The following is a 16,384-nucleotide window of genomic DNA, read 5'->3' on the forward strand; positions in this document are numbered from 1 at the left end:
AACGTGTTTTTAACAGCTTATTCTATGCCTATTATGAGCCAACAACTTGCAAATCATGCTTATATGTACGAATACCTCTTCTGTAATATAGAAGCCGCGCTACATTCAATACGTAGCGCGGCTTCTAGCTAAGAAGAGATGATGTTTAAAGATTAGGCACTTTCTCTCGGTGTTTCCTTATTCTCATCCTCAACTGAACCATCTGTCAAAATCAATTTAGGATGACTTTTTTCAGCTGTTACCGTATCTTTTGTAATAATACATTTTTCAATATCATCTCGAGAAGGCAGGTCATACATGACATCCAGCATGATCCCTTCAATAATTGAACGAAGTCCACGGGCTCCAGTTTTCCGCTCGATTGCCAACTTGGCAATTTCACGAAGAGCTTCTTCTTCAAACTCAAGCTCAACATGATCAATTTGCAGAAGCTTCTGATACTGTTTGACGAGAGCATTTTTTGGTTTTGTTAAAATTTCTACTAACGCTTCCTCATCGAGTTGTTCAAGACTTCCAATTACCGGCAAACGGCCAATGAACTCAGGGATAAGACCATAACTTAACAGGTCTTCTGGAAGCACTTTAGTCAATAATTCACTCTTCTCATCATCAACTTCCACCTGACCTGAACCAAAACCGATAACTTTCTTTCCTAAGCGGCGTTTAATGATTTGTTCAATTCCGTCAAATGCGCCACCCACAACAAACAATACGTTTGTCGTATCAATTTGAATAAATTCTTGATGAGGATGCTTTCTTCCGCCTTGAGGAGGGACGCTTGCCTGTGTACCTTCTAGAATTTTAAGTAAGGCTTGCTGTACACCTTCCCCTGAAACATCCCTTGTGATAGATGGATTTTCAGATTTACGGGCCACTTTATCTATTTCATCGATATATATAATTCCCTTTTCGGCTTTCTCAACATCATAGTCAGCTGCCTGGATTAGTTTGAGTAAAATGTTCTCAACATCCTCCCCAACATATCCAGCTTCTGTTAATGATGTGGCGTCAGCAATTGCAAATGGTACATTCAAGATCCTTGCAAGTGTCTGAGCAAGTAAAGTCTTACCGCTCCCCGTCGGGCCAAGCATAAGAATGTTACTTTTTGCCAGCTCAACTTCATCGTTCTTAACTCCGGCGTTAATTCTCTTATAATGATTATAGACAGCTACAGATAAATTCTTTTTAGCCTGGTCCTGCCCGATCACATAATCATTAAGAATGCCGCGAATTTCTTGAGGTTTAGGAACTTCTTTAAACTCCACTTCCTCTTCATTACCCAGTTCTTCTTCAACGATTTCTGTACAAAGTTCAATACATTCGTCACATATATAAACTCCAGGCCCGGCTACAAGCTTACGGACTTGTTCCTGACTCTTACCGCAGAAAGAGCATTTAAGCTGACCTTTTTCTTCATTAAATTTAAACATATCATTCACCCCTTAATAAAATAACGCAATATGCGCCTGGTAATTATCCTAGGCATTCGAGCATCAGTTTCTTTTGCTCATCATACCAGATTCATGTAAAACAAAAAAGCAATACCTTTTCAGAGGTGTGCGAATCCCGATGCATCATCCTCATTATGTAGATTTATAATCAATAAGTCAAACATTAGCCGCTCTACTATTATATGTAAAAAAACAGGTAGTTCATTCATGTTTTAACTAATTTTTATTACTTTATGTACAAGAATATATGAGAAGACAAGGAACAATCTGCCCCTTGTCTTCCTAGCTTACTATTCTGTTTTGCTGTTATCAACTAAAACCTCAATTGCTTTACGTACCTTAAGATCTTCTTTAATCATGTCAGTGTTTCCACCAAGCATTTGAGTGAGTTGTTCCACATCAGTCTGATACATAGAAGCCATGTTTTCAAGCTCTGACTTCACGTCTTCTTCAGAAGCTTCCACATCCTCTTCAATAGCAATAGCTTCTAAAGTAAGGTTTGTTTTCACACGTTTGCCGGCATCTTCTGCCATTTGCTCACGCAGTGCATCTTCATCCTGACCTGTGAACTGGAAGTACATGTCTTTAGTCATGCCCTGCATTTGCAGACGCTGTTCGAATTCGCTAACCATGCGATCGAGTTCAGTATCAACCATAGCTTGAGGAATTTCAACTTCTGCATTTTCACTGGCTTTTTGAACAAGTGTATCACGCTTGTGATTGTCAGCTTCTGTTTTCTTTTGCTCCTCAAGGCGCTCACGTGTTTTCTTCTTAAGTTCTTCTAAGGATTCTACTTCTTCATCGACATCTTTCGCTAATTCATCATCAAGTTCAGGAAGTTCTTTTCCTTTTACTTCATGAATTTTCACTTTGAAAGTAGCTTCTTTCCCGGCTAGCTCTTCTGCATGATATTCCTCTGGGAACGTGACTTCAACTTCTGTCTCTTCTCCAGATTTCTTACCTGAAAGCTGTTCTTCGAAGCCTGGAATAAAGGAACCGGAGCCGATTTCTAGTGAATAGTTGTCAGCTTGTCCTCCTTCAAAAGCTTCTCCATCAACAAAGCCTTCAAAGTCCATCACGACAGTATCTCCGTCTTCTACTTCGCCGTCCTCTTTTACAACTAGTTCAGCTTGCTTTTCCTGAAGTTGTTTCAGTTCATTCTCAACGTCTTCATCTGTTACCTCTGTGCTAAGCTCTTCAACTTCAAGACCTTTATAGTCACCTAGTTTAACTTCAGGCTTAACTATAACTTCTGCAGAGAAAACTAATGGTTCATTCTTCTCGATTTGTTTCACGTCAACTTCTGGACGATCAACTGGCTCAATTCCTGTTTCTTCCACAGCATCTGAATATGCCTTCGGAAGAACAATGTCGAGAGCATCTTGATAAAGTGATTCTACTCCGAAGCGTTGTTCAAACAGTTTACGTGGTACTTTCCCTTTACGGAATCCAGGAACCTGTACCTGTTTTACTACTTTTTTAAAAGCTTCATCAAGAGCCTTGTTGAAATCCTCTACAGGTACTTCAACTGTAAGTGTCCCCTGATTCCCTTCTTGCTTTTCCCATTTTGCTGACATAAAATTCCCTCCAACATCTATAAATTCCTTTTTTCGTCCAAAGACGACCATTAGGCGATTCTATGATTCTATATACACACGAATCTCATTTGCAACCCCTACATTATAACACAAACATATACGCTTTCAACATTTGAAATTGTTCATGTCTAAAATAGGATGAACATCAATTACTCCCCCACCAGTAATACATAATGCTGTTCACTTAATTCAATTTCCTCTTTATATTTCTGTACTTTCTCATCATTACCGGATTGTGACTGATAAGGGATTTGCAAATAATCGTGGCCAAGCTGCTTTAAGGCTTCAACGATATGACCGACTTCCTCCTCACCAGGATAAAAGGGATAGCGTACATAACAATAATGTTTCAATAGAAGGTTGATCATCTCATACATCGTTGGATTGCTTTGCTCAACTGCCCCAAGCCTTAGCTGAATTTGCTGAATAATGTACTCAGATTCAAATGTATTTAACTCTGAAGGAATGATGAACATATCATTCGAAAATTTACGGATGTGAACCTTGTGGTCAACTTTGTTATCTCTGAACCACTGGATTATTGCTGTTTTAATGATTGGGTGAGTTGAGGTATCGGTTAACAGGTTTTCAAACGGTTCTGTATCTGCTGAAACGGGTTGCTTATTTAACTGTTGGATAGATTTCCATTGATTATGTAAATCATCATTATCGATAGCGGCGAAAAAGGATTGAAAATATTTCTCTTCGTCTTTCTTATGCGTGTCCTGAAGCAGTTTGTTACTAACTTCGTATATTTGCCATAATTGCGTACGACTTTGATGAGGAATAGATTCAGTCTCAAAAACTTCGTCTAATAAATCAATAAGTTCCTGGTAGCGATTATCTTGAAAAAGAATGGTTATGTAGATATGTAAGTAATGATAATAATGATCTTCATCAGCCTTCATCTGCTCCTGGCATAAATCTTCCGCTTGGCTGAAGTTTCCGAGTTCAATCCAGCTCATGAGCAGTCCCGTAGTGACTTCATGAGAGGCGACCTCATAATTCACGAGAGGAAGAAGGAATTCTACAGCCTCTTGATAACTTTTCTCTTCGACCGCTTTGAGACCTTTACTTTCTAACATTGTTTTCCATTTTGGGAACATCACGATATCCCCTGTTCGTTTTTCCATAGGACACCCTTCCTCTTATTATTTTTATTACCCGTCTATTTTTACCTTTTTCAGTCGAAAATAAACCTAAACATTCAAATGGATTATTTGCTACCTTCTTAAAAAATTTTTCAGGAACACCCTAAAGCTTTAAAGGACAAACGAAACTTATGAATGTACCTCCCCTTAATAAAATATAGAAGAGAGACGTCCAAGGGACGTCTCTTTTCATGTCACATCCAACGCAGTATAGCGAAACTATATGTATATATATGAAACAATAATAAAATTATATCACAATGAAACGCTTATTTACTCCATCTCGATTCCTACTCATCCACTTTCACCTAGTTCCTTCATTAATATTACAACCTCATGATTGGTAATAACGTTTTTCTCCGATTACTCTTTAACTAGTATTATCAGTTAGATTAAACTACAATATATGGTGGAGATTCTTCTCCACTATTTGAATTATGAGGAGATTTGATATGGAAGAGACGATCAAGCTTGCAGCGGTGGCTCTGTTGATTTTAGCGACAGCCTTTTTCGTTGCAAGCGAATTCGCAATTGTTAAAGTAAGACGAACCAAACTAGAAGCGCGGGCGGCTGAGGGTAATAAAAAAGCTTTAAATGCCTTAAAAGTAACCGGCAATTTAGATTATTATTTATCAGCGAATCAGCTTGGTATTACGATAACTGCCCTTGGTCTTGGTTGGTTAGGAGAACCAACCTTGGAGATTCTGCTTCATCCACTGCTGGAAGGATTTAACCTGCCGGCAACGGTTAGTCACACAATAACTTTTGTGATTGCCTTTTTTGTTATCACTTTTTTACACGTTGTACTCGGGGAACTTGCTCCGAAGACAATCGCTATTCAAAGAGCGGAAAATATTACTCTTATGCTATCCGGGCCTTTAATCCTATACAGCAAGATTATGTACCCTTTAATTTGGTTGTTAAATGGGTCTGCAAATTTATTAGTACGTTTATTAGGATACCATTCAGCTAAAGAAACCGATGAAGTTCATTCCGAGGAAGAACTTCGTCATATATTAAGTGAAAGTTATCAACAAGGTGAAATTAATCAATCTGAGTTTGAATATGTCGATCGGATTTTTGAATTCGACAACCGCACGGCAAAAGAAATTATGATTCCCCGAACAGACATGGCGGTTGTAGATATTGAAGATCCTATAAAAGAATCCTTACAATTCATGAATGAGGAACGCTTTACCAGGTACCCTGTATTCCAGGAGGACAAAGATCATATCATCGGGGTGCTTCATTTAAAAGAATTATTTTACAACGACTGGAGCAAGGTTGAAACTCTTGAGCCGTTTGTTCGGCCAGTATTAAAGGTTTTTGAAAATATCCCAATTCACGATCTGTTAGTCAGAATGCAGCTACAACGAACACACTTGGTAGTCTTAACTGATGAATATGGCGGTACTTCAGGTATGATCACGGCCGAGGATATTATTGAGGAAATTGTCGGAGATATTAGAGACGAATTCGATCATGAAGAAGAACAAACAATCGTTCCACAAGAAGACGGTTCCTTCTTTATTGATGGAAAAACATCCATTCAAGATGTTAATGAATTTTTTGAGATTGAACTTGAAAGTGAAGATGTGGATACAATCTCCGGTTGGGTGTACAACGAATTAATTGATGTCAAGAAAGGGTCTCAACTATCTCATGACTCTTATCATTTTAAAGTGGTGGAAATGGAAGATCAGCAGATTATAGCTATTACTGTCTGGGAAGAGTAAGATACAGAGGATATATCAAAGATAAAGAAACAGGATTAAACAAAACCCCCTTTTACAAGTAAAAGAGGGTTTCCCTAAATTGTTCGTTCTGCTCCATTTGTAGCATCCAATAATATAAGCAAGGAAGGAGAAACTGTACTAACATCTATCAGGCCATCATCCTCTTCCTTTACCTTATCAAGCTGCTGAATAATATAATCATCTCTACATTTAAACTTTAACTGACCCGAACAGATTTTTCCTTTCAAGGAGAGTACTTCTTCATGCAATGTAACTCTATCCAAATCATCCACTCCTTTGCATTTTAGTGCCTAACCATTACTACTTCTTCTTGCACAATATGACTGGCTGTTATTTACTTAGTATAGTCAGACCTAAAACCATACATACATGTAATGAATCGTATGGACCTATTAATAAAAGCAAACTCTTTTAAAATTGTTTAAATTCGTTGGCTAAGTGAGGTGTGAAATAAGCTGGATTCAGTTATCTGACTAGCTCGTTATTATGAAATTAAGAAAAGTTACGTTCTTACTCATCATGTTCACAGGTTTTTCTATTGGTATCTATCAATCATTTCCCAGTACAATCACCCTGATTACACTCATTTTGTTTACCACTTCTACAGTTGGATTGATTATACGTGACCTGCTGAAGAATAACAGAAACTAGAACTAAGGAGTCGTTACCTATGTCGCTCATCCCGATCATGTTAAGTTTAGAAGGAAAAAAAGTAGTCGTCGTAGGCGGAGGGAAAGTGGCGAAAAGAAAAATTGATAGTCTTCTCATGAGTAAAGCACAGCTTACAGTCATCAGTCCAAATCTGACCGATGAGCTACACTCCTACTATGAAACTGGGAGTATAGAATGGAAGCAAAAGAATTTCACGCCCGCTGATATAGAAGAGGCATTCCTAATTGTCGCAGCTACCAATAGTGAATCCGTCAATAATGACGTCATCAGGGCTGTCCCTGACGATCGTTTACTCAATGCAGCTTCCAATTTCCAGAACGGAAACGTCAGTTTTCCTGCCCATTTTACACGCGGGAAGTTGACCATTGCCATTTCAACAGCGGGCGCAAGTCCTTTGTTTGCAAAAAAAGTAAAAAAAGAATTATCTAATCAATATGATGAAAAGTATGAACAATACCTGGATTTTTTATTTGATGTTAGACACTTGCTTAAGAAAATTAATCTCTCTTCAGAAGAAAAAAACACCTTTTTACGTGAAGTTCTTTCAAATACTTACTTAGATACACAAAAACAAAAAGATATGCTCTATTGCATGGAGCACCATAGAACTTCGAAATGATTGATACAGTAATCTCTTATGCTTTAAACACCTAACCTTGAAGCAATCATCTTTATGACTTCATACGAAAATGCGCATTTAACTGACCACGAATCATCTTCCTGCGCATTTGGGACTCTCCTTCTCTCTTAGCTCTTTCTTTTTTCATATCTTGGCTTATTTCATATGACTGAACCCCTTCTTCTCGTTTTTCAGCTATCTTTACCAATGTTTCCACATCAGAAAATGAATATTTACGAGTCCCATTTTCGGTTCGCTCTGGGAAAATAAGCTTTCGCTCTTCATTGTATCTTATTTGCCGTTCAGAGAGACCAGTTAATTCCTTAACCACCCCTATAGAAATAACCTTTTTACTCTTATAGTCATCGGTCAAAGCGCTCCCCACCTCACCCTTATGCTCGCTCAGCTATAACAAAAATTTGCTAATTCAATTTGACTGATTTTTAATAAAACTTTATATCTAGCATATTCATTTCTTTACTTAGAATCGAGCGATGGTCTATGCCCCTGTCTTCGTATTTGGAGTTGGTAAATATTCTGGATATCCGTAACCACCATGTTCACTCAAGTCAAGCCCCATGATTTCCTCTTCCTCAGTGACACGTATCCCCCCCATAACTTTTTCCATTACCTTCAAAATAATAAAAGCTACAACAAATGCATAAAGACCACAAGTAACAACACCTAACAGTTGAACACCAAGCTGTTCAAAACCACCACCATAAAATAAACCTGCCTGCCCCACAGTCGCTAATTCAGGCGTTGCAAATAATCCATTAGAAAGAGTCCCCCAAACGCCAACTGTACCATGAACTGATAATGCGAAAATCGGGTCGTCTATTTTCTTTTTATCAAAGAACCTCATACTGAAGAAAACAACAATTCCTCCAATCAGACCTATAAAGACCGCTGCCCATGGTTCAACAAATGCGCAAGAAGCTGTAATGGCAACAAGTCCCGCTAAAGCTCCGTTCAAGGTTGTCGGAACATCCGCTTTACCTGTAGTTGCCCAGACGACAAGCATGGCTCCTACTGCTCCTGCACCTGCAGCTAATTGTGTGTTTAGTGCTACATAACCAAAGAAGGCATCAGCTACTCCAAATGTACTTCCCGCGTTAAATCCAAACCAGCCTATCCAGAGGATGAGTACACCTAATGCAGTAAATACCTGATTATGTCCAGCTATATCATTGGAGGTTCCATCCTTATTATATTTACCGATACGCGGCTTTAAAATAATTGTGGCAGCTAAAGCAGCCATCGCTCCTGTTAAATGAACCACAGTAGAACCGGCAAAGTCTTGCTTTCCATGCTCTGCTAACCAGCCTCCACCCCAAATCCAGTGAGCAATAACAGGATACACGAGAACTGAAAATAATACCGCAAAAATTACATAGGCTGATAATTTTGCCCGCTCAGCAAACCCGCCGAATGCAATCGTCATAGCAATCGCAGCAAATGCCAGTTGAAAAAAGAAATCTACAGACCCTGCCAAATCTACCCCCATAGTCGTTGCATCACCATAAAAGAATTTTGAAAAACCGATAAAAGCGTTCCCTTTCCCATAAATTAACCCATACCCCACAGCCCAAAAAACCAATGATACAATACCGACTGTAAAAACTGTCTTACCAGCAATATGTCCAGCATTCTTCATTCTAGTTGAACCAGCTTCAAGTAAGATAAAACCACCTTGCATGAATAAAACGAGTACGGTACAGACAACAATCCAGACGTTATTCATTAGAAAAATAGCATCCATTTAATACTTAACCCCTTTGTGTAAAGTTTATTAACATAACCTGTTAAGTATTAATGTATCAGTATCAAAATATTCAAACAATAAATCTGTAAGATAATCTGACAATGTATTTTATAAATCAAAGACCTCCTGTCATCATGCTTTATAGATGATGATCGGAGGTCTTCAATTTAATGAGAAAGGATTTCTTCTGCTATCAGCTTATAGGATTGCAAACGTTCCTTATAATGATGTGTAATCGTAATGATCATTATTTCATCAGCGAGATATAATCTTTTTAAGTCAATTAGTTTTTGTTTTACTATTTTCGGATTACCAATTATCATTTTCTTTTTCATCTTTTCAAGTTTTTGTTGCTCCTCAGCACTAAACGAATATCGTTTGGCTTCCTCTACAGTAGGAACCCCTTTTTCTCCTTCTCCTGCTTTGACTTGAATGCTCCATAACATACTACTCAAGGCTATTTCCTCTGCTTGTTCAGTTGTTTCCGCGCACACAACGGTTACAGCAAGGATTAACTGAGGCTTTGACACCACACTACTTCGACTGAAGTTACGTTTATAAGTCTCCGCAATTTCAGGTCCATCATTATTACTCATGAAGTGTCCAAATGCATAGGCTGTTCCTTTTTCTGCTGCGAGTAAGGCACTCTTTTCACTCGTACCCAACACCCAAACCTCTGGTAAGACTTCAGGTTGGGGAGATGCAGATACTTTAGAAAACAAATGATCTGAGGGGAAATCACTTTGCAGGAAATGAAGAAGATCATCAAAGGATTCGGGCATTTTTCGGACTTGTTCCAAATAGTTATCTGAGAGAGCCATTGTCGCTTCTGCAGAACCACCAGGCGCTCTACCAATTCCAATATCAATACGCTTCGGGAATAAGGAAGCAAGCAAATTATAAGTTTCAGCGATTCTATATGGTTTGTAATGAGGGAGCAAGACTGCTCCGGCTCCAATTCGAATGGATTCTGTATGAGCTCCAATGTAACCTAACATGACTTCAGGAGCAGGACAAGATAATCCCGCAATATCATGGTGCTCCGCAACCCAATAGCGACTATACCCTAACTCCTCACCTGTTTTTGCAAGTTTCATGGATTCTTTTAGCGCCTGCTGAGCTGTTGTTCCCGATGATACAGGTGATTGATCCAGTATACTCAGTTTCACATTCATCTTCCTCCTTTCTCTGATCAGGGCTGCCGGGTCATCACTTCTTATTTAACAGTTAAATTCGATTAAATTACCATCTGGGTCGCTCACGAATACTTGATGCCAATCCGTTTGATTATTTGGTTTATCCAATATCTCAACCTGGTGACTACGCATTCTTTTAATAAAACTCTCCATATCCTGCACACGGATGGCAAAGTGGCCATCTCTTGAGTCAATGGAGGTCACGCCTCTTAAAGTTTTCCCCTCTTTATGTACAATAAGATGAATTTGTGTTTCCCCGACTTGATACCATGCCCCGGGAAAACCAAAATCAGGACGTTCATTACTTTCCTGGAATCCAAGCACCTCTCCGTAAAACCTCTTTGCCCTCTCTATGTCTGTTACCAGCAACGATACGTGATGTATTCCTTCGTACATAATATCAATTCCTTTCCTTTAGCTAACACTCCCATTCTATCATCTTTCTTATTCATTCAATGGTTCTAGCTGTCTTTTAATTAATTAAAGGAAACCAATCAAGAAAAACGCTGCCCTCTTTTTGATACTAAAGGTGTTTCAGCGTTTTTCTTGTAGCTTTTTAAACTTATTCAATGGCCTTTATGAAAGATATCCTCCTTGTTTCAAATAGTTAACGATAACCTGAACAGATTCTTCTAGTGTTTGATGATCTGTTTCTATAGTAAGCTCGGGGCTAAGAGGTGCTTCATACGGTGCATCAATTCCGGTAAAACCTTTAATTTCACCAGCGCGCGCTTTCTTATATAAACCTTTAGGATCGCGTTCTTCGCATTCTTCTACACGACATTTCACATAAACTTCGATAAACTCTTTTTCACCCAGCAATTCCCTGGCACTATCCCGATCTTCGCGGTATGGAGAAATAAACGCTGTCAGGGTTACCAGTCCTGCATCAACCATCAGATGAGCCACTTCTCCAATGCGGCGAATATTTTCTTTGCGATCTTCGGGGCTAAAACCTAAATTTTTATTTAAACCATGGCGAACGTTATCTCCATCCAAACGATAGGTGTGGATCCCTAATTCATGCAGTTTCTTTTCTAAAGCTGCCGATACTGTAGATTTTCCTGAGCCAGATAACCCTGTGAACCATAAGGCAGCACTCTTATGATTATTCAACTTTCGGCGGTCCAGCTTGGTCACTTCTGAATCATGCCATACAATGTTTATTGATTCAGTCATCTTCACCCTCCTAAGTTAACATTATTTTTTTCTCATCCCTTTAATAAGCACTTCTGCTACTTCGGGGCGCGAGAATTCTTTCGGTGGTTTTTCCCCATTACGAAGCTTTTCACGTACCTTCGTACCACTAAGGTGCACATGATCTTCTTTTTCGTGCGGACACGTTTTGGCTGTCCCCATGTTTTCACATTTCGTACAATAAAACGCATGCTCAAACTTAAATACTTGAATGCCCAATTCTCTTTCAAATTTAGCAATGAATTCTTGAGCTTCGTATGTTCCATAATAGTCCCCTACACCTGCGTGATCACGACCTACAATAAAGTGCGTACAACCATAATTTTTGCGGACAATTGCATGTAAAATAGCTTCTTTAGGTCCCGCATACCGCATTGCTGCAGGATAGATTACAAGACGTGTACGATCTTCTGGGTAGTAATGGTTTAAGATTACTTGATAACTTTCCATACGGATGTCTGCTGGTATATCATCTGATTTGGTTTCACCAACCAGTGGATTTAATAACAATCCATCTACAGCTTCGAGGGCACATTTTTGAATATATTCATGGGCACGGTGAACTGGATTACGCGTCTGAAACCCGACAACTGTATTCCAGCCTAGATCGGAAAACATCTTCCGTGTTTGCGACGGATCAAGATAAAAACCCTCAAATTCACCATGGCTGGGACGATTTAATAAGTAAATCGGACCTGCAAGATGAACTTCGCCTTTTTTAAATACATTTTTCACACCCTGATGAGCTTCATCCGTCGTCCCATAAACATGATGTGCCTCTTTTTCTTTATCATAGGTGTATTTTTCTTCCAATTTCAGTACACCATAAACAACATCACCGTCCCCCACTAGGGCAATTTCAGACCCAATTTCATATTCATCCGCCTGCTCCTGAGTGACGTGTAAGGTAATCGGAATACTCCAGACTGTTCCATCCTCAAGTCGCATCTCCTCAACAACTCGATTGTAGTCCGCTTCACCCATAAAACCGCATAACGGACTGAATCCTCCGATAGCAATAAGTTCTAAATCTGAAAGGCTCCAAGCATTTAAGGTTAAAGATTTCAATGAATCTGCTTTGTTTAAGTAATCTTCACGTCGTGAACCAGTCAATTCCCGGATTACTAGTTCACCTCCGTGGGGCGAAATGGTGGTGTGTTCTGTTTGAGTTGCTGTCATAAATCGAACCTCCCTGTAATTAATTGAAATGCTTAAATTTGCAGCTTAATACAAAGTTATGAATGAAAGTTAAGGCCAGAGGTGACTTCTTCCACATAACCAGCTCGAACAACATAGTCTCCGAAGTGTTCATTTTCTTGGCGTCTTTTTCCGTATTGCAAAAGAATAGACTTTAATGTCTCTAAAATCTCCTCTTCTCCAATATTTTCTCGATATAGCTTGTTTAGTCGATCTCCGGTGAATCCAGCACCCAAGTACATATTATATTTTCCAGGAGCTTTCCCAATAAAAGCAATTTCGCCTAGACCTGGGCGTGAACAACCATTAGGACACCCTGACATCCTAATGATAATATCCTCTTCTCTGATTCCTGCCTCATCAAGGATGTTTTCAATCTTGTCAATAAGTTCAGGAAGATAACGCTCTGATTCAGCCATTGCCAGCCCACAAGTCGGAAAGGCGACACAAGCCATAGAGTTTCTTCGCAAAGCTGAATTCTGTTTACCGTCCGTTAAGCTATATTTGTTGACTAGTTCCACGATCGCAGGCTTCATTTCTTCCGTGACATTGGCAATGATGAGATTCTGATTCGGTGTTAGCCTGAAATCTCCAGTATGGATTTTCGCAATCTCCCTTATTCCAGTCATTAACGGATAATCTTCAGAATCTGTAATGCGTCCATTTTGGATAAATAGATTCAAATGCCATTTTCCACTACCTTTGATCCAGCCATAACGGTCGCCATTATTCTCAAAATGATATGGTTTCGCTGCTCCAAGGTCCCAGCCTAATCTAGCTTGCAATTCATCCACAAACCAATCGATCCCATACCTGTCAATTGTATACTTGAAACGTGCGTTCTTTCGATCTGAACGGTTGCCGTAATCACGTTGAACCGTAATGACCTTCTGCGCTACCTCAACAATTTGATCAACTGAACAGAAGCCAATTACTCGGGACAATTGAGGATAGGTATTGGTATCCCCGTGGGTCATCCCCATGCCCCCTCCTACAGCAACATTGAAACCAATTAACTTTCCTTCATCCATGATGGCAATGAAACCGAGATCATGAGAAAAAATATCCACATCATTGGAAGGAGGAACAGCAATACCGATTTTGAACTTTCTCGGCAAATATAAAGGTCCATACATAGGCTCTCTATCACCTTCTGAGTCACGGCTATCCAGCACCTTCTCCTCGTCAAGCCAAATTTCATGGTAGGCTTTAGTTTTTGGTAAAAGCTCTTCACTCAATTTCTGGGCCCACCCATAGACTTCAGCGTGTATGTCTGATTGATCGGGGTTAACATTGCACATTACATTTCTGTTCACATCCCCACAGGCAGCAATAGTATCTAAAAGAGCTGCATTGATTTCCTGCATACTTTTTTTCATATTCCACTTTAATACCCCGTGCAGTTGGAACGTCTGGCGGGTAGTCAGTTTTAATGTACCGTTCCCGTAATTATTAGCGAGATTATCCATTGTAAGCCACTGCTCAGGTGTCGCTACCCCTCCTGGTAAACGAACACGAACCATATACTGATACGCTGGCTCGAGCTTTTGCTGCTTCCGTTCATTTCGCAGGTCTCTGTCATCCTGCTGATAGCTTCCGTGGAACTTTAATAACTTAGTATCCTCATCTGGAATTCCTGCCGTAATACGATCTGCAAAGTTTTCTGCAATGGAACCACGCAGATAATTACTCTCATCTTTGATCTTCTCCATGTCACTAGGCGGTCCGTCCAGATGGGTATGTGCTTTGTTTGTCATAATTAAACTCCTTCCCTATGAAACTGCAATTCTACTGGTTCACGGCTGAACAAAGCCGCTGAATGATATTCGATATCTATGAGCTGGTTAGTATACGTCACGCTGGTAACGTTTCTGCTTACGCAGGTCAGCGAGATATGTTTCAGCTTCCTCTTTATTCATGTTCCCTTCTTGCTGCAAAATGGTTAACAAAACAGCTTCTACGTCCTTAGCCATATACTTTTCGTCACCACATACATAAAGTACGGCCCCGGCTTGCAGCCATTGATACAAGTCGCGACTCTTCTCCCGCATACGATGCTGTACGTACACCTTCTCTGAGGTATCACGTGAAAAGGCAACATCCATCCTGGTTAGAACTCCTTCCCTGAGCCACTTTTGCCATTCAACTTGATAAAGGAAATCGGTGACAAAGTGCTGATCCCCAAAGAATAACCATGCGTCCCCTTCAGCACCCGTCTCCTCTCGTTCTTCCAGAAAAGCCCGATAAGGCGCAACTCCCGTGCCGGCCCCGATCATAATGACAGGAGTATCTGGGCTTTCAGGAAGCTTAAAGTTTGAATTGTGCTGAATAAAAACCGGCAGTGCGTCTCCAGGCTGGGATCGTTCCGCACACTGCCCAGAACAGACCCCCGTTCGTTTACGTCCATGTGCATCATATCTTAACGTACCGATCGTAAGGTGAACTTCATCGGGATTCGCCTTTAAGCTGCTGGCAATCGAATAGAGACGAGGTGGAATTTTGCGTAAGATCCCCGTAAATTCTTCTGCTGTAACATTCCATGGACCAAAATCCTGAACTAAGTCAATTAAATCCCGCCCATATAAGTAGGCTTTCAGTTCTTCGTGGTGATCTGAGGTGATCAGTTTATTCAATTCTTTATTAGCAGTGAGCTGTGCTGCTTTTTCCAACAACGGTTTCGTTAATCCGGTAATTTCGAAAGTTGAAGTTAAGGCATCCCGCAATGGCCGCAATTCCCTTTGCTTGTTTACAGGAACATGCTCTTCAGGGTTCCATTCCATTTTTTCGATTAGTTTTGCTACAAGGGCAGGGTCATTTTCCGGAAAAACCCCCAGGCTGTCACCCGGTTCAAATTCTAGACTCGCCCCTTCTAAATCTAATTCAAGGTGGCGATTCTCTTTGTTTGAGCCCCGCCCATTTAAATTCAAATTCTCCAATATTTCCGCTTTAAATGGATTTGTTCTGGAATAAATCGGTTTATTCATGACTTTATCTGTTTGGGCTAGCTGAACGTCATTTTTCCCCTCATTGTTCACCTGTTTTGCATTATTTAATGTAGCAAGGACTCCGTCAAACCATTCTTCCGCTGGCTCCTCAAAGTCCAGGTCGCAGTCTATACGAGGGTAGATCCTTTTTCCGCCTAATTCCTCTAATCTTTCATCAAATTCTTTGCCCGTTTGACAAAAGAATTCATAAGAGCTGTCTCCCAAAGAAAGGACGGAGTATCTGAGGTCATCTAAAACTGGTGCCCTTTTGCTATGTATAAAGTCATAAAAGCTCATTGCATTGTCTGGTGGGTCTCCATCACCGTGAGTGCTCGTCAGGATAAGTAAATCCTGTACTTTTTTTATGTTCTTTGGTTTAAAGTCGTCCATAACCGATAGTGTGACTTTGTAATCTTGCTGCTTCAGCTTTTCAGAGATTTCCCCAGCCAGCGCTTCACAATTTCCCGTGTGCGAGCCAAAAAGAATTGTCACCTCTCGTGTTGCAGACTGGACGCTTGCCTGGGAGGATACCTCGGTCTCCAAAGCATTTTCTAAAACTGGATCGGCTGTTGCCGTAAACGATGCTGCTTGAGAATTAGCCAAATACCCGCTTAGCCAAATTTTCTGATTCTCTGTCATTGACGGTAAGACCTGATTTAATAAGTCTGCCTGTTCTTGTTTAAAAGGACTATTCATTACCTGGAACTGCAAAATTACCCACCTCACTAAATATCTGTTTAATTTTTATCCTTTAATCTAGCGCTCATGCTCTAACATGAACATCCATTCCCAAAGCC

The 16,384-nt window shown here is 40.1% G+C and carries 14 protein-coding genes; 2 read left to right on the forward strand and 12 right to left on the reverse strand.

Going from position 1 to position 16,384, the window contains the following annotated elements:
• Positions 1-152: 152 nt before the first annotated feature.
• The 3 genes from clpX to G6R08_RS02320 all read right to left on the reverse strand — a co-directional run bounded on the left by clpX (position 153) and on the right by G6R08_RS02320 (position 4,182).
• The gene (gene clpX, locus G6R08_RS02310; protein WP_163526498.1) at positions 153-1,430 is read right to left on the reverse strand and encodes an ATP-dependent protease ATP-binding subunit ClpX; all 1,278 of its coding nucleotides are present in this window, start codon (positions 1,428-1,430) and stop codon (positions 153-155) included.
• 311 nt (positions 1,431-1,741) lie between these two features.
• On the reverse strand, positions 1,742-3,028 hold the full coding sequence (gene tig, locus G6R08_RS02315; protein WP_163526499.1) for a trigger factor: 1,287 nt from the start codon (positions 3,026-3,028) through the stop codon (positions 1,742-1,744).
• 170 nt (positions 3,029-3,198) lie between these two features.
• On the reverse strand, positions 3,199-4,182 hold the full coding sequence (locus G6R08_RS02320) for a hypothetical protein (RefSeq protein ID WP_163526500.1): 984 nt from the start codon (positions 4,180-4,182) through the stop codon (positions 3,199-3,201).
• 470 nt (positions 4,183-4,652) lie between these two features.
• On the opposite strand from G6R08_RS02320, the gene G6R08_RS02325 reads away from it, so the two are divergent.
• The gene (locus G6R08_RS02325; RefSeq protein ID WP_163526501.1) at positions 4,653-5,936 is read left to right on the forward strand and encodes a hemolysin family protein; all 1,284 of its coding nucleotides are present in this window, start codon (positions 4,653-4,655) and stop codon (positions 5,934-5,936) included.
• A 74-nt stretch (positions 5,937-6,010) separates the two neighbouring features.
• On the opposite strand, the gene G6R08_RS02330 is transcribed toward G6R08_RS02325, so the two are convergent.
• Positions 6,011-6,220, reverse strand: a complete 210-nt coding sequence (locus G6R08_RS02330; protein ID WP_163526502.1) for a hypothetical protein — start codon at positions 6,218-6,220, stop codon at positions 6,011-6,013.
• Between the two features lie 407 nt (positions 6,221-6,627).
• Here G6R08_RS02330 and G6R08_RS02335 point away from each other — a divergent pair, with 407 nt between their 5' ends.
• Positions 6,628-7,248: an NAD(P)-binding protein gene (locus G6R08_RS02335; RefSeq protein WP_163526503.1), complete on the forward strand. Its 621-nt coding sequence runs from the start codon at positions 6,628-6,630 to the stop codon at positions 7,246-7,248.
• A gap of 52 nt (positions 7,249-7,300) precedes the next feature.
• Here G6R08_RS02335 and G6R08_RS02340 read toward each other — a convergent pair whose 3' ends face one another.
• The 8 genes from G6R08_RS02340 to G6R08_RS02375 form a co-directional block, all read right to left on the reverse strand.
• Positions 7,301-7,621 (reverse strand): MerR family transcriptional regulator, encoded by a 321-nt coding sequence (locus G6R08_RS02340; protein WP_163526504.1) that lies wholly within the window; start codon positions 7,619-7,621, stop codon positions 7,301-7,303.
• 126 nt (positions 7,622-7,747) lie between these two features.
• Entirely contained in the window at positions 7,748-9,010 is a 1,263-nt protein-coding gene (locus G6R08_RS02345) for an ammonium transporter (RefSeq protein WP_163526505.1), read from the reverse strand.
• A 170-nt stretch (positions 9,011-9,180) separates the two neighbouring features.
• On the reverse strand, positions 9,181-10,182 hold the full coding sequence (locus G6R08_RS02350) for an LLM class flavin-dependent oxidoreductase (protein WP_163526506.1): 1,002 nt from the start codon (positions 10,180-10,182) through the stop codon (positions 9,181-9,183).
• Between the two features lie 51 nt (positions 10,183-10,233).
• Complete coding sequence (locus tag G6R08_RS02355; RefSeq protein ID WP_163526507.1) at positions 10,234-10,605, reverse strand: VOC family protein; 372 nt, start codon at positions 10,603-10,605, stop codon at positions 10,234-10,236.
• 180 nt (positions 10,606-10,785) lie between these two features.
• A complete protein-coding gene (gene cysC / locus G6R08_RS02360; protein ID WP_163526508.1) occupies positions 10,786-11,388 on the reverse strand; it encodes an adenylyl-sulfate kinase in 603 nt (200 codons plus the stop codon).
• Positions 11,389-11,409: 21 nt separating this feature from the next.
• Positions 11,410-12,585, reverse strand: a complete 1,176-nt coding sequence (sat, locus tag G6R08_RS02365; protein WP_163526509.1) for a sulfate adenylyltransferase — start codon at positions 12,583-12,585, stop codon at positions 11,410-11,412.
• Between the two features lie 56 nt (positions 12,586-12,641).
• On the reverse strand, positions 12,642-14,360 hold the full coding sequence (cysI, locus tag G6R08_RS02370; protein WP_163526510.1) for an assimilatory sulfite reductase (NADPH) hemoprotein subunit: 1,719 nt from the start codon (positions 14,358-14,360) through the stop codon (positions 12,642-12,644).
• 87 nt (positions 14,361-14,447) lie between these two features.
• Positions 14,448-16,298, reverse strand: a complete 1,851-nt coding sequence (locus G6R08_RS02375) for an assimilatory sulfite reductase (NADPH) flavoprotein subunit (protein WP_163526511.1) — start codon at positions 16,296-16,298, stop codon at positions 14,448-14,450.
• Positions 16,299-16,384: the final 86 nt, after the last annotated feature.

The organism is Halobacillus ihumii (assembly GCF_902726645.1).
Lineage (GTDB): Bacteria > Bacillota > Bacilli > Bacillales > Halobacillaceae > Halobacillus_A > Halobacillus_A ihumii.

Coding starts and splice junctions, on each gene's coding strand:
- cysC (WP_163526508.1), bottom strand. CDS start 11,388: ATGACTGAATCAATAAACATTGTATGGCATGATTCAGAAGTGACCAAG.
- G6R08_RS02345 (WP_163526505.1), bottom strand. CDS start 9,010: ATGGATGCTATTTTTCTAATGAATAACGTCTGGATTGTTGTCTGTACC.
- G6R08_RS02335 (WP_163526503.1), top strand. CDS start 6,628: ATGTCGCTCATCCCGATCATGTTAAGTTTAGAAGGAAAAAAAGTAGTC.
- G6R08_RS02355 (WP_163526507.1), bottom strand. CDS start 10,605: ATGTACGAAGGAATACATCACGTATCGTTGCTGGTAACAGACATAGAG.
- G6R08_RS02325 (WP_163526501.1), top strand. CDS start 4,653: ATGGAAGAGACGATCAAGCTTGCAGCGGTGGCTCTGTTGATTTTAGCG.
- G6R08_RS02320 (WP_163526500.1), bottom strand. CDS start 4,182: ATGGAAAAACGAACAGGGGATATCGTGATGTTCCCAAAATGGAAAACA.
- sat (WP_163526509.1), bottom strand. CDS start 12,585: ATGACAGCAACTCAAACAGAACACACCACCATTTCGCCCCACGGAGGT.
- cysI (WP_163526510.1), bottom strand. CDS start 14,360: ATGACAAACAAAGCACATACCCATCTGGACGGACCGCCTAGTGACATG.
- tig (WP_163526499.1), bottom strand. CDS start 3,028: ATGTCAGCAAAATGGGAAAAGCAAGAAGGGAATCAGGGGACACTTACA.
- clpX (WP_163526498.1), bottom strand. CDS start 1,430: ATGTTTAAATTTAATGAAGAAAAAGGTCAGCTTAAATGCTCTTTCTGC.